The organism is Providencia sp. 2.29 (genome assembly GCF_015832305.1).
Classification (GTDB): Bacteria; Pseudomonadota; Gammaproteobacteria; order Enterobacterales; family Enterobacteriaceae; genus Providencia; species Providencia stuartii.
In genome coordinates this window covers 823,019-845,361 of record NZ_CP065420.1, presented here as the reverse complement: position 1 = coordinate 845,361, position 22,343 = coordinate 823,019, and the positions used below count along the sequence as shown (strand labels likewise).

The following is a 22,343-nucleotide window of genomic DNA, read 5'->3' as shown; positions in this document are numbered from 1 at the left end:
GAAAGGCCACCCAAAGGTGGCCTCAACTTATTTTTGTTGCACTTAGAATTACGAGCGGCTTCGCAATTTAGTCTAAATTAATCACTTCAATTTTGGCGTTATTACGTAAGTTCTGAATCAAAGCTTCATTTACCGCCATTCCCATCATACCACGGTAGCTTGCGGTTAACTGCTCAAGCTCTTTATCTGAAGCTTTGCCTGGGATCACTTTATCAAGTTGAATAATGACTAAATTATCTTTTTCATCACGCACTGTTGTATAAGTTGCTTTGCCGTCAGCAGGTTTCACCATTGCCATTGCCGCGCCAATAACTGGCGTTTGAGGCATCAAGCGTGAAACCTTTTCAGGTGCAGAAAACTGAATATTCGCAGTATCACCTTTACCTTCTTTCAAGGCTGCGACTAATTTCTCGCCTTCAGCTTTTAATGCTGCATTCGCTTTCTGGCGTTTAACGAGTGTTTCAACTTGAGATTTAACAGCTTCTAATGGTTGAGTTTGCTCCGGTGCATATTGTGATACACGGACAACAAATGCACGGTCACCTTGGACGTCGATAACATCTGAGTTAATCCCCGTAGAACCATTTTGATCCACTAAACGTTCACTGAATATTTCGTTGATCACTTTAGGGTAATTAAGCGCTGCTGGCGGATTATTTTTATCAAACCAATCCGTTGCCACCACTTTTAAACCTGATACTTCTTCAACTGAAGCAAGTGACTCATTATCATTTGTGGCCGCTTCACTGACTTTCTGCTGTAAGTCATAAAACTGCTTACTATTTTTGTCCTGAATCAGTTTATTTTTAATCTCATCCTTCACCGAGTCAAGAGGCTTAATACTTTCAGGTTTGATATCATCCAAACGGAAAATCACAAAATTTGAATCTGACTTAATAGGTGTAGAGATTTGCCCTTTTTCCGTTAAGTTAGCATTAACGATTTCAGAGGGCGTCGAGGCTTCTTCCATCCAACCAATGATACCTTTATTACCCGCACTAAGCTTATCGGTTGATTTCTCAGTCGCTAACGCCACAAAATCAGCACCGGCTTTTAGCTCATCAATGATAGCGTTAGCTTCTTTCTCTGACGCCACTTGGATCATGCTGTAGTGCTTTTGCTCAGCTTGAGTGTAGTTTTTTAGGTTTTGCTCATAATACGTTTTTACCTCTTCATCAGTGACTGATTGTGGAGGTAAAGCTGCCGCGTCTATTTCTACATAGCTAACTTGCACTTTCTCAGGAGCAATAAAGCTATCCTGATTCGCATTATAGTAAGCTTTAATTTCATCTTCAGTCGCCGTCTGCTTTGCTTGTTCATCGGCTAACGAAAGGGTCGCTACACGAATTTCGCGCTCTTGTAAAACGAGCTCTGCATATGTTTTCACTTCTGAAGGTAGCGCAAAATCGGTTTTAATAAATGAATCAGAAAGCTGAGAGAGAATTAAATTAGCACGGACTTGTTCCGCTAAGTTATCAGCACTGTAGTTATTTGCTGCCAATATCTGACGATACTTATCGCCATCAAATTTTCCATTAGTTTGGAATACTGGCATTTCAAAAATTGCATCCTTTACCTGCTGATCACTGGCAGATAAGTTTAATTCATTAGCATACTCAGCCATTAACGTACTGTTAATCAAGTTATTTAAAACCTGATTACGCAAAAATTTCATGCTCTCTTCATTGCCAGCAATTTCAGAGAACTTATCACCCAAGGAATCTTGTAAAGACTGACGCTCTTGCGAGAAAGCCGTTTGGAATTGCTCCCTGCTAATTGACTGTCCATTAACTTTAGCAGCATCATTACTTGAACCGCCAATCATGTAACCAGCAACCCCTGTCAGCACGAATGACAGGATAATAATAGCCAGTAGCACTTTGATAAAAGGACTGTTCGCTTTCGTGCGTAGATTGTCCATCATAAAAAGGCTTAACTCCGCTTGTTAAATTCAATTTCCTAATAATACGCTAATCTTAACCCAGATTGAAAAAAAAGCGCACCATTTCCATGATGCGCCTCTATATTAGCTGATTAATATTATTCAGTCAGTGTGTGTTTTAGAAAAAATAAAACAAAACCAAAAGAAAACTGAATTAGCTATTAACCGCGTCTTTTAAACCTTTGCCCGGACGGAAAGCAGGTACTTTCGCCGCAGCGATCTTAATCTCTTTACCTGTTTGTGGGTTACGTCCTGTACGAGCGGCACGCTCACGAACAGTGAATGTACCAAAGCCAACTAAAGCAACATCGTCACCTTTGCTTAGTGAAGTCGTTACAGATGCAACAAACGCATCAACAACGCGACCAGCTGCAGCTTTAGAAATGTTCGCTTCAGAAGCGATTTGATCAATCAGTTGAGACTTATTCACTCTTATCATCCCCATATTAGTTTTGACTATGATCTTAATTAGGCTATTTAAGCTAATTAATGATGCAGCCGTTATATCAATCCTGAATGCCAATGGCAAGAGAACAGATTACATCCAAATAATTATCAGAATCATCGTTAAATTAGCGACGAAAAAAAAGACTGACAACCCCTAAATTAGCTGTCAGTCTCATTTTTATGTAAACTTCTTGATTCAGCTCACTCTTTTTGACTTATTTTTTACGATTTCCGCACCAAATGGTGGGTTCGCTAGTGCTAAAGAGAGTACCTCTTCAATTGTTTTAACCGGATGAATTTCCAAATCTGCAATAACGTTTTCTGGAATTTCTTCCAAGTCACGTTTATTCTCAAATGGAATTAATACTGTCTTGATGCCACCGCGGTGTGCCGCAAGTAATTTCTCTTTCAGACCACCAATCGGTAAAACAAGACCTCTTAAAGTAATTTCACCCGTCATTGCTACATCAGCTTTAACAGGATTCCCCGTTAAACAAGACACCAACGCGGTTGACATTGCAATCCCCGCACTTGGGCCATCTTTTGGCGTCGCACCTTCCGGAACGTGTACATGGATATCGCGTTTTTCATAGAAATCGCTATTGATACCCAGTTTTTCTGCTCGAGCACGTACTACGGTTAATGCCGCTTGGATGGATTCCTGCATAACTTCACCGAGTGAACCGGTATACGTGAGTTTACCTTTGCCCGGAACACAAGCTGTCTCGATGGTTAATAAATCACCACCTACTTCTGTCCATGCAAGACCTGTCACTTGACCAACTCGGTTTTCAGTATCTGCTTGCCCGTAATCGAATTTGCGCACACCTAAAAAGTCTTTTAGGTTGTCAGCGTTAATTTCGATATGTTTAAGCTTTTTATCCATCAATAAGGCTTTCACCGCTTTACGGCACAATTTCGAAATTTCACGTTCGAGGCCACGCACACCAGCTTCACGCGTGTAATAACGAATAATACCGATTAATGCACTGTCATCGATGGTTAGCTCACCTTTTTTCAAGGCATTACGCTGAACTTGTTTTGGCAATAAGTGTTGCTTAGCAATATTCAGCTTTTCATCTTCCGTATAACCGGAAAGACGGATCACTTCCATACGGTCAAGTAACGGCGCTGGGATGTTCATTGAGTTCGACGTAGCAACAAACATCACATCTGACAGATCGTAATCCACTTCCAAATAGTGATCGTTAAAGGCGACGTTTTGCTCAGGATCTAATACCTCTAACAATGCGGATGCTGGATCGCCACGCATATCAGAAGACATTTTATCGATCTCATCTAACAGGAATAGTGGGTTTTTTACCCCAACTTTTGCCATTTTCTGGATCAATTTACCCGGCATAGAACCGATATAGGTACGACGGTGACCACGGATCTCCGCTTCGTCACGCACACCACCTAACGCCATACGGGTATACTGGCGCCCTGTCGCTTTCGCAATAGATTGCCCAAGAGAAGTTTTACCAACCCCCGGAGGCCCTACCAGACATAAAATAGGCCCTTTAATTTTGCTAACACGGCTTTGTACTGCCAGATACTCTAAAATACGCTCTTTAACGCGCTCTAAGCCATAATGGTCTTTATCAAGGACTTCTTGCGCCTTAACAAGATCTTTTTTCACTTTGCTGCGCGCATGCCATGGCACCTGCACCATCCAGTCAATATAGCTACGTACGACGGTGGCTTCAGCCGACATCGGAGACATCATTTTTAGCTTCTGCAACTCAGCTTCCGCTTTTTCATGAGCCTCTTTTGGCATCTTCGCTTCTTCAATTTTACGTTTCAGCGCTTCGTATTCATCTGGCGCGTCATCCATTTCACCAAGCTCTTTTTGAATCGCTTTCATTTGCTCATTCAAATAGTATTCGCGTTGGCTTTTTTCCATCTGTTTTTTAACACGATTACGGATGCGTTTTTCAACTTGCAGCAGCTCAGTTTCTGACTCCATCATGGCCATCAGGAACTCAACACGCTCGGCGACATTCGCCATCTCCAATACGCGCTGTTTATCTGCCAATTTCAATGGCATATGAGAGGCTATTGTGTCCGCTAGTTTATCGAGTTGATCTTGTTCAATCGAGTGTAGCGAGGTCAGCACCTCAGGCGGAATTTTTTTGTTCAGTTTGATGTAGCTTTCGAACTGACTGACTATCGTGCGATAAAGAACCTCTTGTTCTTTTTCATCAAGAAGCTCTGCAACTTGCGTTTTAGCACCCGCTTCATTGTAAAAGTTATCAGTTCCCGCAACGTGTTTCACTGATTCAGGCTGTAACAGTTCAGCTTGTGCTAAGAAATATTCACCATTGTCAGTTAAACTGCTTATGCGTGCTCTTCTTAAACCTTCAACTAATACTTTAACTGTGCCATCGGGCAATTTCAGCATTTGAATAACTGAAGCAACGGTGCCAACAGAAAATAAATCGTTAACCCCAGGCTCATCAGTTGAGGCCTCTTTTTGGGCTACCAGCATTACTTGCTTGTCATGATCCATCGCTGCTTCCAGACTGTGAATGGATTTTTCACGTCCAACAAACAGTGGGATCACCATATGTGGGTACACCACTACATCACGCAGAGGCAATACTGGTATTTCTATGCGTTCGGAACGCTCAGGATTCATAAAGCTCTCTCTTCGTTTAGCTTACGCTAGTTTAAGGGTTTCCAACTATTGTTTAGAAAGTAATTATTTTAAAAACAAAGAAACCACACTCAGAATATAAACTATATGGGGATAAGATTTTAGCATTCAATGGGTACTTGAAGATAAAAAGTGAAATGAGGGGAGGATCCCTCATTTCACTGATAACTTTTTGGTGCTAAATCCTAGGCGCTAATTATCACCAGAGGCTTGGGCATCAGGCTTGCTGTAGATCAGTAATGGCTCTGATTGTTCATTAATCACATTCTCATCAACAACGACTTTTTCAACACCTTCCATAGAAGGCAGATCGTACATTGTATTTAGTAATGCGGCTTCAACAATTGAGCGTAAGCCACGAGCCCCGGTTTTACGAGCCATTGCCTTTTTAGCAATCGCTTTTAAGGCTTCTTCACGGAACTCTAACTCTGTCCCTTCAAGGCTAAATAGCGCTTGATATTGCTTGGTTAATGCGTTCTTCGGTTCCTGCAAAATCTGAATCAATGCTTCTTCACTCAATTCAGTTAATGTCGCAACAACAGGCAAACGACCAATAAACTCAGGGATCAGACCAAATTTGATTAAATCTTCTGGTTCTGTTTGCGTTAACAACTCACCTTCACTGATTTTGTCAGATTCGCCTTTGACTTCCGCAGCGAAACCAATACCTGAACGTGTGTTTAAACGCTGACCGATGACTTTATCAAGCCCTGCAAACGCACCACCACAGATAAATAAGATTTTAGAGGTATCAACCTGTAAAAACTCTTGTTGAGGATGCTTGCGACCACCTTGTGGAGGAACCGCCGCCACTGTTCCTTCAATGAGTTTCAGTAGCGCTTGCTGTACCCCTTCCCCTGAAACATCACGGGTAATGGATGGGTTATCTGATTTACGCGAAATTTTGTCAATTTCATCAATGTAAACAATACCGCGTTGAGCTTTTTCTACATCGTAGTCGCATTTTTGCAGTAATTTTTGGATGATATTTTCGACATCTTCCCCCACGTAACCCGCTTCGGTTAATGTGGTTGCATCAGCCATCGTAAATGGCACATCCAAGTAACGAGCCAACGTCTCAGCCAACAGTGTTTTACCGCTACCTGTTGGGCCGATCAGCAAAATATTACTTTTACCAAGCTCTACCCCTTCAGCAGTGGTATCTCCATTACGTAAACGCTTGTAATGGTTATAAACAGCAACAGAAAGTACTTTCTTCGCTTGTTCTTGACCTATGACGTAATCATCAAGATGCTCTCTAATTTCATGGGGAGTAGGCAGTGCACTACGCTCACGATGAGGAGCTAACTCTTTGATCTCTTCACGGATGATATCGAGGCATAAATCGACACATTCATCACAAATATAGACTGACGGACCGGCAATCAGCTTGCGGACTTCATGCTGACTTTTTCCGCAGAAAGAGCAGTACAACAGCTTACCTGACCCCTCTTTGCGTTTTTCTGTCATCAGTTGACCTCACTTATCGTCAAACTACCCTGTTTATTTGCTGGATAAACAACCTAAAACAGGATAATAAATTTCTTTAATATTAATTAAGTATGGATAAATCCTAGCTAATTAACGGCTAGTATAAATATGGTCGACCAAACCATACTCTTTGGCTTCATCTGCAGACAAGAAACGATCGCGTTCAGTATCACGATTAATCTCTTCAACTGATTTACCTGTGTGCAATGCCATTAATTCATTCATTCGAGTTTTCACTTTCAGAATTTCCTGAGCGTGAATTTGAATGTCTGTCGCTTGCCCTTGATAACCGCCCAATGGTTGGTGGATCATCACACGAGAGTTCGGCAAGCAGAAGCGTTTGCCTTTAGTCCCCGCAGCCAGCAAGAAAGAGCCCATAGAGCAAGCTTGCCCCATACAGATTGTGCTGACATCCGGCTTAATAAATTGCATTGTGTCATAGATAGACATACCTGCGGTGATCACACCACCAGGGGAGTTGATGTAAAGTTGGATATCTTTTTCTGGGTTTTCCGCTTCCAGAAATAGCATCTGTGCGACAATTAAGTTCGCCATATGATCTTCCACCTGACCTGTCAGGAAGATAATACGTTCTTTTAACAGACGTGAATAAATATCGTATGAACGTTCACCCCGAGAGGTCTGCTCAATGACCATTGGCACTAGAGCCATTTGGGATGCTAGATTTTCCTGACCGCCAAAATATGACATCGAAATCTCCTATTAAAAACTATCTGGTGCTTGCGCCTAAATTTGCTGTTTGTTCGACTTTTAAGCATTCTAAGCAGCAAACAAACAGTTTGTCTTTAAAAATTCTCTATCTTGCCTATTTCCACTATTATCTCATCTCGTTATTTCTTTTAAGTTAACTAAAAAGCCGTTAATAGAGATGAGCATGAACACAGCGAATGACGCCGTAGAAAACAAGACCCACTATAAAATAGTTTAACACAAGTCCGTAAGGATTCACGGATTTGTTCTTTCAGATAACCGAGAACCAAACAGCCTATCTTATGTGAATATACCGCAGCGCTTATAATAAAATTAGGGCGAAAATGTGATTTTCAAGACGATTGGTGCGCCTACCTTAAATAATTCGAATGGTAATAAAGCGACAAGTAAGCCATCTTAGGCAGCACAAATGGCTAATAAACCCCAAGCTCAGCCTCTATCTAGGCACCCTCACCCTAACTTGAAATGTAATAACTCTAATTGGCAAAAAACCCGCAGCGCAATGCCACGGGTTTATTATTTGCACAACTGAAAAAGCGAAATTAACCCGCTTGAACTTGGTTCATCAGTTCTGTGAAGTTAGTTTCTTTTTCAGTCACCTTTGCAACTTCAAGAACTTTCTCAACCGCTTGTTCTTCTAATGCTAAGTTACGAACACTATTCATCAGCTCATTATTTTTGCTGTAGTATTCGATAACTTCTGCTGGATCTTCATAAGCTGACGCCATTTCTTCGATCAATGCTTTAACACGATCTTCATCAGCTTTCAGCTCATTAGCGCTGATCACTTCACCTAACAGCAGACCGATAACAACGCGACGTTTTGCTTGTTCTTCGAACAGTTCACGTGGCAGTTCCATCGCTTGCTTCTCGTTACCACCAAAGCGTTGCGCAGCTTGACGACGCAGAACGTCAATTTCGCCATCAACCACAGCAGCAGGAACTTCGATTTCGTTTGCGTTAACTAGACCATCTAAAACTTGCGCTTTAATACGGTTACGAACTGCATTTTTCAGTTCACGTTCCATATTTTTACGAACTTCAGCACGCAGACCTTCTAAAGTACCATCAACGATACCGAAACGCTTGATGAACTCTTCAGTGAATTCTGGCAGTTCACGTTGCTCAACTTTCTTCAGAACGATAGCAAACTTCGCTGCTTTACCTTTCAGGTTTTCAGCGTGGTAATCTTCTGGGAAGTTAACTTCGATATCAAACTCTTCGCCTGCTTTGTGACCAACGATGCCATCTTCAAAGCCAGGGATCATACGACCTTCGCCCATAACCAGTGCGAAATCTTCTGCTTTGCCGCCTTCGAACTCTTCACCATCGATTGAGCCAGTGAAGTTAATAGTGATACGTGAATCCGCAGTTGCCGCTTCAGAAACTTCTTTCCACTGAGCTTGTTGCTTACGCAGCGTTTCCAGCATGTTTTCCAGATCTTCATCTTTTACAGAAACAACTGGTTTTTCAACTTCGATAGTTTCCAGACCTTTCAGCTCGATTTCTGGATAAACTTCGAATTCAACTGAGTAAACAAAATCTTTACCATCTTCCAGCATTTCAGGTTTGTAGCTAGGCGCACCTGCTGGATTGATTTTTTGTTCGATGATCGCGTTGATGAAGTTACGTTGCATCACATCGCCCAGAACGTCTTGCATAACAGACGCGCCGTAACGCTGTTTAACGATGTTCATTGGTACTTTCCCTTTACGGAAACCATCAACACGTACTTTCTTCGCGACATTAACCAGCTCGCTGTTTACTGCTTTTTCAATATCGGCAGCAGGAACGGTGATTGTTACACGACGCCCAAGGCCTTGAGTCGTTTCAACAGAAACTTGCATCTTCTTACCTCAAAAAAAATCTTAGTGATCGGTCTACTCCAGAGTTTGGTCATTAAATCATAACGACCTTCTCCCTTCCAGAACCGGGGGCGTTGCTTACACAACGGTCATCCCTGATATCAGAAGCGTCCCGAAACCTTACTGAAAATTAGACGCGACATTATACCGATGCAGATGCTCCGAGTCGAGAAAAGCTGATAAAAGAAGCGATCAATCCGCTTTATTTGTGACTTTTCCGACTAAAAAATGTCTTCTCCACGCAAATTGGAGAAAAAATGCTCATCGAAATTAATGTCGACATCGTAAAATGATGTGAATCATTTCATCACAATGACAGTAAAACAGAGAATGAGTCAATCAGCCGTTTGTTTTACCACCACCACGACATGCAGGTGAATTTAATGCCGTATCCGCCAATTCCCCCCATTCTGTCGGGGTATACGTATGGAGCGCTAATGCGTGGATACTTCCTGCTAATTCGTCCGCCAAAATAGCATAAATTTCGCGATGACGGCCAACCATACGTTTATTTTCAAATTTTTCACTGACTAAAACCACCTTAAAGTGGCTTTCTGAACCAGCAGGCACATTGTGTTGATAGCTTTCATTGATCACTTCAAGATGAGCAGGTTCAAAGGCTGTATGCAACTTTTGCTGAATACGTGACTGCATATTCTGCGGTGCATTTATCCCCATAAAAATAACTCCTTTCTTCAACCAACATTTACGTTTTTTTTGTTATCTTTTTTTGTCACGGTAGAGGACAATCACTCTACAATGATATGATAAATACCCGCTTTGGCGAATTTTTTCTAAAATGGTTGTCTAACCCTTTAGAAAATCCGTCACAATGGCACTATACCCTATAAAACATAACAGGGTTCGTTAGATTGCACCATAACGGAACAGACTCAATTAGGAAAGATTAACTGGAAAAAATTATGTTAAGAAAACTTTGTTTTCCACTTTTTGCACTATTTCTTCTAGCAGGTTGTGCAACAAGCAATAACACTTTATCGCTCGAACCCAAAATCACGCTACCTGCGCGCAACCCGACACTCAATGCAACCGCAATTAGTGTGAGTAGCGTTGATAACCGACCATCAAAATCACTTACGGAACTCAACCGTAATGGGAGTTTAGTGGTCTTGTCACCTTCGCGTGATCCTCGCTATTTAATGCAAGAAGCGGTTGAGAAACAAATGGCAGCACGTGGTTTTATGGTGTCGTCACCCGCGAGTGTTAACTTAGTCGTACAATTAAATCAATTAAACGCCCAAGTCACTGAAGGCAGTCTACGTCACAATATCACGGTAAACACCAGTGTGACCGTTAATGCGACAGCGCCTAACGGCTCGACGAAATCACGTACTTTTACGCGTAATTACAACAACCAAGAATTACTTGGTGCAAGTAACGATAAAATAGAAAAAGCGATCAATATCGCGTTAACAGATTTAATTAATGATATGGCAAATGACCAAGAATTGACGCAGTTTATTAGACAAAACGCTCGGTAATCGCCCTTCATTATTATACGGTAAGAGCCTATTTCTATAGGCTCTTAAAAGTGTGGTGCTATTACTACAATAAGCAACCAATAACGGAAGTCCTCTATTTTACAAATAACCAATCATAGGAAGATTATGTCCCGTGCCTTTTTACCTAACTCAGTCATTTTAATCCTATTAGGTTTTGTTTCCGGCCTTCCGTTAGCCCTTACCGCAGGTACATTACAAGCTTGGTTAACAGTTGAAAACATCGATATCAAAACAATCGGTTTCTTTTCACTTGTTGGTCAAGCTTATGTTTTAAAGTTTCTGTGGTCTCCCATGATGGACAGATATACGCCTCCTTTTTTTGGTCGGCGTCGAGGTTGGTTACTCACCACACAGATCCTACTTATTATTAGCATAGGGGCGATGGGTTTTATGAATCCATCCGAACACCTATGGTGGTTAGCAGCACTTGCCGTCATGGTTGCCTTTTGCTCCGCCTCACAAGATATTGTCTTCGATGCCTATAAAACCGATTTGCTCAGTGCAGAGGAAAGAGGTTTTGGTGCCGCCGTGTCGGTGATGGGGTATCGCATCAGTATGCTAGTTTCAGGTGGATTAGCATTATGGATGGCAGATACGTTTCTCACATGGAAACAGCTCTATCTACTCATGGCGGGGTTAATGCTAATCGGTGTTGTAGCGACGCTGCTTGCCAAAGAGCCTGAAGATAATGGCGCACCACCAACTTCACTAAAAAAAGCTATCTATGAACCATTAGCTGAATTTTTCAGCCGTAACAATGCTTGGTTGATCCTGCTGTTACTGGTGTTTTATAAAATGGGTGATGCTTTTGTTATGGCACTTAACACCAATTTTCTACTGCATGGGCTAGGGTTTAGCTTAAGTGAAGTCGGCACTGTCAATAAAACAGTAGGTATGCTGGCGACCATTATTGGGGCGTTATTTGGCGGTTATTTGATGAAAAAAATGAGCTTATTTAACTCGCTCTTTATTTTCGGAATATTACAAGGCGTATCTAATATCGGCTATTGGTTCCTTGCAGTCACGCCACCTAACATCATGACTATGGGAACAATTATTTTCCTTGAGAACCTTTTCTCAGGAATGGGTACCGCCGCCTTTGTTGCCTTATTGATGACCTTATGTAATAAGTCTCTTTCTGCCACACAATTTGCTTTGCTATCTGCACTTTCCGCAGTAGGACGCGTATATATCGGCCCTGTTGCCAGTATTCTTGTGAGTGCTTATGATTGGCCAATCTTTTATTTACTCTCGATTATCGTTGCTCTACCGGGGATCTTGCTGCTACTTGCCTGCCGCACATCGCTTATCTATACCCAAACAACTGGGCTATTCCAGCGCCGTGAACAATATGCAAAAGCCTACAAAATCGCGGTTTACTTATTCTTGCTAGCTATTAGCATCCTTGCTATTTGGCTAATAACGCTCTTAATCAGCTCATTCTCATCTGTCAAAATCTATCTGTTTACAACTCATCTATCACTTTGGCTTTCCTTGCCTGAATATCAAAATAGCATCTTCAATACCGGCGTTGGGATTGGGGCATTAAGTTTGATTATTGGTGGATGCCTTGATTTCTTTGCGGTCAAGAAAGTAGTTAAAAAAGCTATTAATTAATCAAAAAAATTAATAACTAGAGTAATTATCCCGAAATAAGATAAATCTGTTTCGGGTTTTTCTTGACCTTTTAAATTAGATCTGACTAGCAAATATTGATATCCCTCGCGTCATATCGTGATGCATATCACTTATTCAATGAAATATATTTTTTAATTACAAATGAAAAGCCTAATATCTCACACGTTAAGGGCTAATCAGCCTCACGGCTGAATAATAAATATCGTTAATACTCAAACGAAAATAATATATTATGAAAAAACAACTTCTCTGCGCCGCGGCACTCGTATCTTTAGCTGGAACAGCGAATGCAGACGACGGCTTTCTTGGCTATCAGAATGGTTTCGCGGATATCAATGTCAACTATCTAGACTGGTCTCACCGCACCGAAACTAAGTCAGAATATACTTCTCGTAAAAAAGACTTTGCCTACATTGAGTTAGAAGGCGGTGCTAACTTCAATTGGGGGGAATTATACGGCTTCTTTGATGTGGAAAATCCATTCCATAAACGCCGTACTGAACCAGGTCGTAACCAACGTTATACAATCAAAACCACGGGACGTTTCTATTTAGGTGACAGTGGCTTTAACGTATATGGACACGTCTATGGTACTTGGTCACTGCCAGGAGCTAAATATGGTGGTAATTTCCATGAAGTCAATACATTGTATGGTTTAGGATACAACACTGCATTTGGTGACCTGTGGTTCAAACCATTTATTGCAATGCACTATGTCGATCAATCGTTTTATTCAGGTAATAACGGCTATGTCGTCGGCTGGGTTGCTGGTTATGGATTCAAAATGTTTGAAGAGAATTTCATGATCACTAACTGGCACGAAATGGAGTTTGCACGCCATAAACGTTATGGCAGCGGTAACGGTGGTCGTGATGGTGTCAATGGTGCATTAGCATTTTGGTGGAATGCAACACCAAATTTAGCAGCAGGTGTTCAATATCGCTACGCTGATAACAAGTTAGGTGAAGATTTCTATCAAGATGCGATTATTTATACATTAAAATATACGTTCTAAATAGCTCACTTAAGTCAACATGAATACTTATAGAAAAATTTAAAAACTCTCTTTTCTTTTCAAGAAAGTAACAATTTTTCTTAGCTATTTTGGCCGGTAAGGTGGTGCTAGCCGCCTTATCGGCATTAAAAATCGTAATTTCACCTATCATTTTATTTAACAATCATAGCAGTTTCTTCATTTTTTGCTCACTTTTGTACATATTTTTCTTTGAAAAATGACAAAGATATTTTAGTATTACCTTCGTTTTAGCAAAATATACCTATAATCTGCATGACTTTTAACTTTTTAATCATAAGCTCTTTACATGTGATCATATTAACATAAAGAGCTAACAATCCTGCTTCTTTACCTTACAATTGTTTACACTCACATAACCTTACCGTAGAATGCCCCCACTGATGAAACGACAATTAGAATCTTTGTCATTTGGGGTCGTGGATGAGACTTATGAACTACAAAAAAAGCATTGGGGCAATCTCGCTAGTTGTAGCCGCCTTATTATTAGGTGGTTGCGACATGGTGTTGATGGACCCTAAAGGCGCCGTTGGCGTCAAACAAAAAGAGCTGATTCTTATTGCAATCGGCTTAATGCTCGTTGTTGTGATTCCTGTTATTTTCATGGCATTTATCTTTGCAATGAAATATCGTGAATCCAATAAATCAGCAACTTACCGTCCTAACTGGGCTCACTCAAATAAAATTGAGTTAGTCTGCTGGACCGTTCCTATCATCATTATCATCATTCTAGGTACTATTACTTGGAAGACGACTCATGAGCTTGACCCTTATAAGCCATTAGTCAGTGATCAGGAACCTGTCACTATTGAAGTTATTTCGGCTGACTGGAAATGGATCTTCATCTATCCAGAGCAAGGTATTGCAACAGTTAACGAAATCGCATTCCCTACTGGTGTGCCAATCAACTTCAAAATTACGTCTGATTCGGTGATGAACTCGTTCTTCATTCCATCGTTAGGTGGTCAAATCTACGCGATGGCAGGTATGCAAACTAAGCTTCACTTAATTGCTAATGAACCTGGTACTTATAAAGGCTTCTCTGCAAGCTACAGTGGTCATGGCTTCTCTGATATGAAGTTTAATGCTATCGCAACACCTGATCGCCAAGGTTTTGATGAGTGGGTACAAAAGGTGAAAGCGTCACCTAAGACTATGGATACCATGCAAGCGTTTGATGAAGTCGCCAAACCTAGCATGAACGTTCCTGTAACCTACTTCTCTAGCGTGAAACCAAATCTGTATGAAGACATCATTCTCAAGTTTGGTCATGAGCACCATAAAGGTCACGCTCCTGCAGACAAGAAAGATGAAACTGCAGGTCAATCTATGCATATGAGCCATAACGCTCATACAGGCGCTGAGGAATAAGGGCATGTTCGGAAAATTAACACTAGATGCTATTCCGCTCCATGAGCCAATTGTCGTCGTGACACTGATTTGTATCATTATCGGCGGTATTGCGCTTCTTGGTGCGATCACCTACTTCGGTAAATGGAAGTGGTTGTGGAAAGAGTGGTTGACATCCGTTGACCACAAAAAAATTGGTGTCATGTACATCATTGTCGCAATGGTCATGCTATTCCGTGGTTTCGCGGATGCTATCATGATGCGTGGTCAACAAGTACTCGCTTCTGCTGGTCAAGAAGGTTTCTTAAACCCTCACCACTATGACCAAATTTTTACCGCACACGGCGTTATCATGATTTTCTTCATGGCGACTCCATTTGTTGTCGGTCTGATGAACCTTGTTGTTCCTCTGCAAATTGGTGCGCGTGACGTTGCTTTCCCATTCCTGAACTCACTGAGCTTCTGGTTCTTCGTCGTCGGTGTTGTGCTGATTAACATCTCGTTAGGGGTGGGTGAATTCGCACAAACAGGTTGGTTAGCTTATCCGCCGCTTTCGGGCTTGGAGTACAACCCGGGTGTCGGGGTCGATTATTGGCTCTGGAGTCTCCAGATATCCGGTATTGGTACACTATTAACAGGGGTTAACTTTATCGCGACAATTATCCGCATGCGTGCACCGGGTATGTCGATGATGAAAATGCCAGTATTTAGCTGGGCAGCACTCTGTACGAACGTACTTATCGTAGCAGCGTTCCCAATCCTGACTGTTACACTGACGCTTCTGACATTAGACCGTTACCTAGGTACCCATTTCTTTACTAATGATATGGGCGGTAACATGATGATGTACATCAACCTGATTTGGGCATGGGGTCACCCAGAGGTGTATATCCTTGTACTACCTGTATTCGGTGTTTTCTCAGAAATTGCGGCAACGTTCTCCAAAAAACGTCTGTTTGGCTACACCTCGTTAGTGTGGGCAACTATCGTTATTACCGTTATGTCCTTCATCGTTTGGTTGCACCACTTCTTTACGATGGGCTCGGGAGCAAACGTCAACGCCTTCTTTGGTATCGCCACGATGATTATCGCAATCCCAACAGGGGTTAAGATCTTCAACTGGCTGTTCACCATGTATCAAGGTCGTATTGAGTTTAAATCACCGATGCTGTGGACTGTCGGCTTCATTATCACCTTCTCTGTCGGTGGTATGACAGGTGTTCTACTTGCAGTACCTGGTGCAAACTTCGTTCTGCACAACAGTTTATTCCTGATTGCTCACTTCCATAACGTTATCATTGGTGGTGTGGTATTCGGTTGTTTCGCGGGTATGACTTACTGGTTCCCGAAAGCTTACGGCTTTACGCTAAATGAAAAATGGGGTGTCCGTGCCTTCTGGTTCTGGATCACTGGTTTCTTCTTAGCATTTATGCCGCTATATATCCTTGGCTTTATGGGAATGACTCGTCGTTTAAGCCAAAATATTGATCCGGCTTATCACACGATGCTCGTTGTTGCTGCATGTGGTGCTGGACTGATTGCGCTGGGTATCCTGTGTCAAGTTATCCAAATCATCGTGAGTATCCGTGACCGTCATGCAAACCGTGACCTAACTGGTGACCCATGGGGTGGCCGTACACTGGAGTGGGCAACATCTTCTCCACCGCCATTCTATAACTTTGCCATCGAGCCAAACATCCAAACTCGCGATGCTTGGTGGGATATGAAAGAAAAAGGTACCGCTCATAAGCGTCCTGCTAAATATGAAGAAATTCATATGCCAAAAAATACAGGCGCTGGCGTGATCATCGCTGCATTCAGCTTGGTTTTAGGTTTCGCGATGATCTGGCACATCTGGTGGCTCGCAATCGTTGGTTTCGCTGGCATGATTGTTACTTGGATTGCAAAAAGCTTCGACGAAGATGTTGATTATTACGTACCTGTGGCCGAAATCGAGCAAATCGAGAATAAGCACTTTGAAGACTTACGTAAGGCAGGTGTGAACGATGTCAACTAATACAATGACTAATCAAAACTTGGCCCATGCAGAGCATGGGCACCATGATGCAGGCGGAACTAAGGTATTTGGTTTCTGGCTCTACATAATGAGTGACCTGATTCTGTTCGCCTGTTTATTCGCAACTTATGTTGTCTTGGCTGACGGCACTGCCGGCGGTCCTGAAGGTAAAGACATTTTCAGCCTGTCATTCGTTTTAGGTGAAACATTCCTACTGTTATTCAGTAGTATCACCTACGGCTTTGCAATGTTAGCCATGCATAAAGGTAAAATTGCATCCGTTAACTTATGGCTGTTTGTCACTTTCCTGTTAGGCCTTGGCTTCGTTATCATGGAAGTTTATGAGTTCCATGAGCTAATTGCAGAAGGCTATGGTCCTGACCGCAGTGGCTTCTTGTCTGGCTTCTTTACGCTGGTTGCAACTCACGGTATCCACGTGACTTGTGGTCTAGTTTGGATCATCATCATGATTATCCAAGTTTCACGCCGTGGCCTAACTGAGGTGAACCAAACGCGTCTGAACTGCCTGAGCCTATTCTGGCACTTCTTAGATGTTGTTTGGATCTGTGTATTTACCGTTGTTTATCTTCTGGGGGCAATTTAAATGAGTCACGCAAAAGATGCTCATACTGGAGCAAGCCACGGTAGCATGAAGACTTACGTGATTGGTTTTGTTCTGTCAGTCATATTGACAGTGATTCCTTTCTGGATGGTGATGGAAGGTACAGCATCACAAGCCACTATCCTTTGGACAGTTGTGGGTATGGCTGTTGTACAGATCCTCGTTCATCTAGTATGCTTCTTGCACATGAACACATCATCAGATGAGCGTTGGAACCTGATTGCATTCCTGTTCACTATGCTAATCATCGGTATCGTTGTCATTGGCTCTCTGTGGATTATGTACAACCTGAACATCAATATGATGCTCGACTAAAGAGTTGCCGATATGTTTAAGCAATACCTGCAAGTGACCAAGCCAGGAATTATTTTCGGAAATCTAATTTCTGTGATCGGCGGTTTTCTTCTCGCCTCAAAAGGCTCGATTGATTACCCGCTGTTTATTGCGACTTTGCTGGGTGTATCACTGGTCGTCGCTTCTGGTTGTGTTTTTAACAACTATATCGACCGTGATATCGACCGTATCATGGAAAGAACGAAGAATCGCCCTTTAGTTAAAGGGCTGATTGACCCGAAAATTAGCCTGATTTACGCCGCTGCATTAGGTATTGCTGGCATGCTGCTACTTCTTGTAGCAGCAAATGCTCTGGCAATGCTCCTTGCGGTAATTGGTTTCGTAGTTTATGTAGGTATTTATAGCCTATATATGAAACGTAAATCAGTCTATGGCACGCTAATTGGTAGTTTATCTGGCGCAGCTCCACCGGTTATCGGTTATTGCGCTGTCACAAATGAGTTCGATACTGGTGCATTGATCCTGTTATTGATTTTCAGCTTGTGGCAAATGCCTCATTCGTATGCCATCGCGATTTTCCGTTTTAAAGACTATAAAGCAGCTAATATTCCTGTTTTGCCTGTAATTAAAGGGATCTCTGTCGCTAAGACACATATCTTCTTATACATCTTGGCATTCATGGTTGCCACACTCATGTTAGCTATCAGCGGATACGCTGGTTATAAATATCTGGTTGTGGGTGCTGCGGTCAGTCTTTGGTGGCTTGGCATGGCAATTTCTGGGTTTAAAACCGAAAATGATGACCGTGTTTGGGCTCGTAAACTGTTTATCTTCTCCATTGTGGCGATCACTTCATTGAGTGTCATGATGTCAGTTGACCCAACAGTTTCAACCGATACTGTTATAGCTTTAGTTAGATAATTTCTGACACAATAACTCCCAACGGCAGGCCAGTCCTGCCGTTTTCATTTATAACATCATTATTGATTATTAATAATGATTAAATATTCATTTACCTACCTCTAGGTTCCCCAATAGAATAACCTTTTTCGTCTATACCCGAGGCTTTACCATGAATGATAACAAGATGACCCGCTCCGAATTACGTGCGACATGGGGGCTAGGCTCTGTTTTTTCCCTAAGAATGCTAGGGATGTTTATGGTATTACCCATATTAACCAGTTATGGTATTCACCTTAAAGATTCATCAGAGCTTTTGGTCGGGGTCGCGATTGGTATTTATGGCCTAAGCCAAGCCATCTTCCAAATCCCTTTCGGCTTGATGTCAGATAAAATTGGTCGTAAACCTTTAATCGTATTTGGGTTGATGATATTTATCATTGGTAGCGTACTCGCCGCACTTAGTGACTCCATATGGGGGATCATTATTGGTCGTGCCTTACAAGGTGCTGGAGCGATTTCTGCTGCCGTTATGGCATTACTTTCTGACCTTACCCGCGAACAGAATCGTACCAAGGCCATGGCTTTTTTAGGGATTAGCTTTGGCATCACTTTTGCTATCGCATTAGTCCTAGGACCAATCGTCACTCACTGGGTTGGATTAAGTGGGTTATTTTGGGGGATCACCCTACTAGCGGGCGGTGCTATTGTGGTCACCCTGTTTGTGGTGCCTAATAGCCATCAGCATATGACTAACCGCGAATCCGCTTTCGTAAAAGAGAATTTGCGTACAGTCATAACGAACCCCCAGTTGCTAAAACTCAACTTTGGCATTTTAAGCCTACATACTTTGCTTATGTCGAGCTTCGTTGCCTTCCCCTTAATCATGACTCATGCGGGATACTTGGCAAAAGATCACTGGAAGGCTTATCTGATTACCATGCTGATCGCCTTTGTATCAGTGCTTCCCTTTATTATCTATGCTGAAAAACACCGAAAAATGAAACAGGTGTTTTTACTATGTATTTTTATCTTGGCGTTAGCTGAGGTCACTTTATGGTTATCGGGAAACCATCTGTGGGTGATCTTTTTAGGATTACAGCTATTTTTTGTCGCCTTTAATATTATGGAAGCCATTCTCCCTTCATTGATCAGTAAAGAAGCTCCCGCTGGCTATAAAGGAACCGCAATGGGGGTTTATTCCACCAGCCAGTTTTTAGGTGTGGCGATAGGCGGCATACTCGGTGGGTGGCTCTATGATATGGATGGAGCGGCAGCCGTATTTATTGGCGGGCTAGCCTTAACAGCCATTTGGTTTATCGTGAGTCTGACCATGCGGCAGCCTCCTTATGTCAGCAGTATTCGTCTTGTTTTACCTCATCGATTTAAAAATATCGACAAGTTACAAGCTCAACTTTCCACGCTGCCGGGTGTATTAGAAGCCGTCATTATTCCCGATGAAATGGGCGTTTATGTGAAAGTGGATAGGAAACTGACAACGCGAGAACAACTAGAAGCAATAATTAAAGGTGAAGATTAATACAAATAGCCCGCGGCAATATCAGCAGCGGGCTGTTGTGCCTATTAGTCACGGAAGTTAGTAAACTGGAATGGCTGGCCTAAGTTGCCAGAACGGACAAGTGCCATCACTGATTGTAAATCATCACGTGATTTGCCTGTCACTCGCACTTGCTCACCTTGGATCTGAGCTTGAACTTTCAGTTTGCTATCTTTAATTAACTTAACAATTTTTTTAGCCGTTGCCGCATCAATCCCCTGCTTTAACGTCACTTCAACACTGTAAGTTTTGCCACTGTGCACAACATCATCGGGAATATTCAAGACAGCGCCATCAATGCCACGCTTTGCCATTTTTTCACGTAAAATGTCTAACAACTGATGAACTTGAAAGTCCGACTCACTCGTTACTTTGATAGATTCACTCTTCTCATTGAGTTCGAAGCTTGCCGCCACATTTTTAAAGTCCCAACGGGTGGTTAATTCGCGCTCGGAATTTTCAACCGCATTACGCACTTCATTCATTTCTACTTCAGATACAATATCAAATGATGGCATGGTTATGACCTCCTGATAATCAATGTGATGCATGATAGCTTCTTTCTATTAAGAGCAAAAGCACTATACTTGATATATGAATTTACAAGCATCTATACTCGTCGAGCTTCAAGCGCAGCACCATTGGCTATGTGTTTACCCATCAGATGACGATTTTAACACCTAGCTGCAATTTGAAAGGGTTAAAACTGACCATTAAATAACTATTGGCTTGAACCTGACTAATACCCAGAGGGGGAATATGAAAATAACGCTTATCGGTTGTGGTGCTATTGGTAAATTATGGCTCGCCGCGTTAAGTCAGCAAGGGCACGATATACAAGGCTGGCTACGCATAGCCCAATCTGACTTATTTGTTGATGTCAACGAACCCGATGGCCGTATTTTTCGTGAATGGATCCCTTGCAACAACCTCAATCATTTACAAAACAGTGAATTGGTTATTGTGTGTTTGAAGGCATGGCAAGTCTCCGATGCGCTACTGCCTTTACTGCATAATATACCAGACGCCTGCCCGATCCTGTTACTTCATAACGGTATGGGGACCCTTGATGAGTTAGGCACTTTACGCCATCCTTTTTTATCCGGCATCACCACCCACGCAGCTTGGCAAGAAAACAACCAAGTTTTTCATGTCGCTAATGGTATAACCCATATCGGAGCCGTTAACTCGCTGGCTGAAAATTACTACCCCATTGCCGATATTTTGCATGAGGCCCTTCCAGATGTCGCATGGCATAACCAGATCCTGACGACGTGTTGGAAGAAACTTGCCGTCAACTGTGTGATAAATCCTCTCACTATTCTTCATAATTGTAAAAATGGTGATTTACTCAATCATTCACAGCAAATTAATTTGCTAATTGATGAAATATGCCAAGTGATGGCTATTGAAGGACTGCATACTGATAAAGCCCAGCTTGTTGACTATATTTATGGCATTATTCACAGTACGGCGAGTAACTACTCCTCAATGTTACAAGACATTCGTAATAAGCGACGAACCGAAATCGACTACATTACAGGCTATCTCATTAAACAAGCAAGAGCACATGGCCTAAGCACACCAGAGAATGATCGTTTGTACCATTTTATTAAACAGCGAGAAGAAAAAAATGACGGCTTCCGTACTGATATGCATCGCCAATGGTAGTGAAGAAATCGAAACCGTAACCACTGCTGATTTATTAGTAAGAGCAGGGATCAAGGTTACATTAGCTAGTGTGACTGACGATGGCTCTATTGAAATAACCGCCTCTAGAGGCGTCAGAATTGTCGCTGATATCCCAATTATCAAGGTGGCTGATGAACCTTTTGATGCGATTGTTCTTCCCGGTGGAGTAAAAGGAGCCGAAACCTTCCGCGACAGCCCATTAGTCGTGGAAAAAGCGAGGAGAATGCACCTTGATGGTAAAATTGTAGCCGCGATTTGTGCCGCTCCTGCTTTGGTATTGGAATACCACCAGTTATTTCCAATCGGGAATATGACAGGTTATCCCACGATGAAAAATCAAATTGCGGCAAATAAATGGGTTGATAAGCGAGTCTATTTTGATGAGCGTGTCAACTTATTAACGAGCCAAGGGCCAGCAACAACCTTTGATTTCGCCTTGAAATTGATTGAGTTGCTGGTTGGCCGCGATATCGCCGGCAAGGTTGCATCTCAATTAATTTTACCTAATGGGATTAATGATTATTTAGAACAGTAATAGTAAAGGCCGATACGATGATACCGTTCGGCCTTTATCTTAGTT

General features: G+C 42.2%; 19 protein-coding genes. 11 read left to right on the top strand and 8 right to left on the bottom strand.

The annotated features are described in order from the left end of the window. Window positions 1-67 precede the first annotated feature (67 nt). The 7 genes from ppiD to bolA all read right to left on the bottom strand — a co-directional run bounded on the left by ppiD (window position 68) and on the right by bolA (window position 9,814). Window positions 68-1,924 carry a peptidylprolyl isomerase gene (ppiD, locus tag I3B46_RS03610; RefSeq protein WP_104872990.1) on the bottom strand — a complete coding sequence of 619 codons (1,857 nt, stop codon included), beginning with the start codon at window positions 1,922-1,924 and terminating at the stop codon, window positions 68-70. A 172-nt stretch (window positions 1,925-2,096) separates the two neighbouring features. Continuing rightward, window positions 2,097-2,372, bottom strand: coding sequence for a nucleoid-associated protein HU-beta (gene hupB / locus I3B46_RS03605; RefSeq protein ID WP_014656769.1), 276 nt, complete (start codon window positions 2,370-2,372; stop codon window positions 2,097-2,099). Between the two features lie 213 nt (window positions 2,373-2,585). Next, window positions 2,586-5,030, bottom strand: a complete 2,445-nt coding sequence (gene lon, locus I3B46_RS03600; protein ID WP_004927032.1) for an endopeptidase La — start codon at window positions 5,028-5,030, stop codon at window positions 2,586-2,588. A 210-nt stretch (window positions 5,031-5,240) separates the two neighbouring features. Then, a complete protein-coding gene (gene clpX / locus I3B46_RS03595; RefSeq protein WP_004927031.1) occupies window positions 5,241-6,518 on the bottom strand; it encodes an ATP-dependent protease ATP-binding subunit ClpX in 1,278 nt (425 codons plus the stop codon). Window positions 6,519-6,629: 111 nt separating this feature from the next. After that, window positions 6,630-7,250 (bottom strand): ATP-dependent Clp endopeptidase proteolytic subunit ClpP, encoded by a 621-nt coding sequence (clpP, locus tag I3B46_RS03590; protein WP_004927029.1) that lies wholly within the window; start codon window positions 7,248-7,250, stop codon window positions 6,630-6,632. A 563-nt stretch (window positions 7,251-7,813) separates the two neighbouring features. Continuing rightward, entirely contained in the window at window positions 7,814-9,118 is a 1,305-nt protein-coding gene (gene tig / locus I3B46_RS03585; protein ID WP_004927024.1) for a trigger factor, read from the bottom strand. 357 nt (window positions 9,119-9,475) lie between these two features. After that, window positions 9,476-9,814 carry a transcriptional regulator BolA gene (gene bolA, locus I3B46_RS03580; protein ID WP_004927022.1) on the bottom strand — a complete coding sequence of 113 codons (339 nt, stop codon included), beginning with the start codon at window positions 9,812-9,814 and terminating at the stop codon, window positions 9,476-9,478. Window positions 9,815-10,059: 245 nt separating this feature from the next. Here bolA and I3B46_RS03575 point away from each other — a divergent pair, with 245 nt between their 5' ends. The 9 genes from I3B46_RS03575 (at window position 10,060) to I3B46_RS03535 (ending at window position 20,053) form a co-directional block, all read left to right on the top strand. Further along, window positions 10,060-10,638, top strand: coding sequence for a YajG family lipoprotein (locus I3B46_RS03575; protein WP_014656771.1), 579 nt, complete (start codon window positions 10,060-10,062; stop codon window positions 10,636-10,638). 126 nt (window positions 10,639-10,764) lie between these two features. After that, on the top strand, window positions 10,765-12,276 hold the full coding sequence (gene ampG, locus I3B46_RS03570) for a muropeptide MFS transporter AmpG (RefSeq protein ID WP_104872991.1): 1,512 nt from the start codon (window positions 10,765-10,767) through the stop codon (window positions 12,274-12,276). A gap of 253 nt (window positions 12,277-12,529) precedes the next feature. After that, window positions 12,530-13,312 (top strand): nucleoside-specific channel-forming Tsx family protein, encoded by a 783-nt coding sequence (locus tag I3B46_RS03565; protein ID WP_004927017.1) that lies wholly within the window; start codon window positions 12,530-12,532, stop codon window positions 13,310-13,312. A gap of 441 nt (window positions 13,313-13,753) precedes the next feature. Continuing rightward, entirely contained in the window at window positions 13,754-14,701 is a 948-nt protein-coding gene (cyoA, locus tag I3B46_RS03560; RefSeq protein ID WP_004927013.1) for a cytochrome o ubiquinol oxidase subunit II, read from the top strand. Between the two features lie 4 nt (window positions 14,702-14,705). Next, on the top strand, window positions 14,706-16,697 hold the full coding sequence (gene cyoB / locus I3B46_RS03555; protein ID WP_004927011.1) for a cytochrome o ubiquinol oxidase subunit I: 1,992 nt from the start codon (window positions 14,706-14,708) through the stop codon (window positions 16,695-16,697). Then, window positions 16,687-17,301 (top strand): cytochrome o ubiquinol oxidase subunit III, encoded by a 615-nt coding sequence (locus tag I3B46_RS03550; protein ID WP_004927009.1) that lies wholly within the window; start codon window positions 16,687-16,689, stop codon window positions 17,299-17,301. Before cyoB ends, I3B46_RS03550 begins: the two co-directional genes overlap by 11 nt. After that, window positions 17,302-17,634, top strand: a complete 333-nt coding sequence (locus tag I3B46_RS03545) for a cytochrome o ubiquinol oxidase subunit IV (protein WP_004927007.1) — start codon at window positions 17,302-17,304, stop codon at window positions 17,632-17,634. Window positions 17,635-17,646: 12 nt separating this feature from the next. Further along, complete coding sequence (cyoE, locus tag I3B46_RS03540) at window positions 17,647-18,534, top strand: heme o synthase (protein ID WP_004927005.1); 888 nt, start codon at window positions 17,647-17,649, stop codon at window positions 18,532-18,534. Window positions 18,535-18,685: 151 nt separating this feature from the next. Further along, entirely contained in the window at window positions 18,686-20,053 is a 1,368-nt protein-coding gene (locus I3B46_RS03535; protein ID WP_036941811.1) for an MFS transporter, read from the top strand. A 44-nt stretch (window positions 20,054-20,097) separates the two neighbouring features. Here the strand turns inward: I3B46_RS03535 and I3B46_RS03530 are convergent, their stop codons facing one another. Then, entirely contained in the window at window positions 20,098-20,589 is a 492-nt protein-coding gene (locus tag I3B46_RS03530; RefSeq protein WP_014656773.1) for a YajQ family cyclic di-GMP-binding protein, read from the bottom strand. Window positions 20,590-20,830: 241 nt separating this feature from the next. Between I3B46_RS03530 and panE the strand changes: the two genes are divergently transcribed. Then, window positions 20,831-21,742 (top strand): 2-dehydropantoate 2-reductase, encoded by a 912-nt coding sequence (panE, locus tag I3B46_RS03525; RefSeq protein WP_004926998.1) that lies wholly within the window; start codon window positions 20,831-20,833, stop codon window positions 21,740-21,742. Continuing rightward, on the top strand, window positions 21,705-22,298 hold the full coding sequence (yajL, locus tag I3B46_RS03520; RefSeq protein WP_104872992.1) for a protein deglycase YajL: 594 nt from the start codon (window positions 21,705-21,707) through the stop codon (window positions 22,296-22,298). Before panE ends, yajL begins: the two co-directional genes overlap by 38 nt. The last annotated feature ends 45 nt before the right edge of the window (window positions 22,299-22,343 follow it).

Bases quoted from the DNA above. Each gene is read 5' to 3' on its own strand.
- ppiD (WP_104872990.1), bottom strand. From the start codon at position 1,924: ATGATGGACAATCTACGCACGAAAGCGAACAGTCCTTTTATCAAAGTG.
- lon (WP_004927032.1), bottom strand. From the start codon at position 5,030: ATGAATCCTGAGCGTTCCGAACGCATAGAAATACCAGTATTGCCTCTG.
- clpX (WP_004927031.1), bottom strand. From the start codon at position 6,518: ATGACAGAAAAACGCAAAGAGGGGTCAGGTAAGCTGTTGTACTGCTCT.
- clpP (WP_004927029.1), bottom strand. From the start codon at position 7,250: ATGTCATATTTTGGCGGTCAGGAAAATCTAGCATCCCAAATGGCTCTA.
- tig (WP_004927024.1), bottom strand. From the start codon at position 9,118: ATGCAAGTTTCTGTTGAAACGACTCAAGGCCTTGGGCGTCGTGTAACA.
- bolA (WP_004927022.1), bottom strand. From the start codon at position 9,814: ATGGGGATAAATGCACCGCAGAATATGCAGTCACGTATTCAGCAAAAG.
- I3B46_RS03575 (WP_014656771.1), top strand. From the start codon at position 10,060: ATGTTAAGAAAACTTTGTTTTCCACTTTTTGCACTATTTCTTCTAGCA.
- ampG (WP_104872991.1), top strand. From the start codon at position 10,765: ATGTCCCGTGCCTTTTTACCTAACTCAGTCATTTTAATCCTATTAGGT.
- I3B46_RS03565 (WP_004927017.1), top strand. From the start codon at position 12,530: ATGAAAAAACAACTTCTCTGCGCCGCGGCACTCGTATCTTTAGCTGGA.
- cyoA (WP_004927013.1), top strand. From the start codon at position 13,754: ATGAGACTTATGAACTACAAAAAAAGCATTGGGGCAATCTCGCTAGTT.
- cyoB (WP_004927011.1), top strand. From the start codon at position 14,706: ATGTTCGGAAAATTAACACTAGATGCTATTCCGCTCCATGAGCCAATT.
- I3B46_RS03550 (WP_004927009.1), top strand. From the start codon at position 16,687: ATGTCAACTAATACAATGACTAATCAAAACTTGGCCCATGCAGAGCAT.
- I3B46_RS03545 (WP_004927007.1), top strand. From the start codon at position 17,302: ATGAGTCACGCAAAAGATGCTCATACTGGAGCAAGCCACGGTAGCATG.
- cyoE (WP_004927005.1), top strand. From the start codon at position 17,647: ATGTTTAAGCAATACCTGCAAGTGACCAAGCCAGGAATTATTTTCGGA.
- I3B46_RS03535 (WP_036941811.1), top strand. From the start codon at position 18,686: ATGAATGATAACAAGATGACCCGCTCCGAATTACGTGCGACATGGGGG.
- I3B46_RS03530 (WP_014656773.1), bottom strand. From the start codon at position 20,589: ATGCCATCATTTGATATTGTATCTGAAGTAGAAATGAATGAAGTGCGT.
- panE (WP_004926998.1), top strand. From the start codon at position 20,831: ATGAAAATAACGCTTATCGGTTGTGGTGCTATTGGTAAATTATGGCTC.
- yajL (WP_104872992.1), top strand. From the start codon at position 21,705: ATGACGGCTTCCGTACTGATATGCATCGCCAATGGTAGTGAAGAAATC.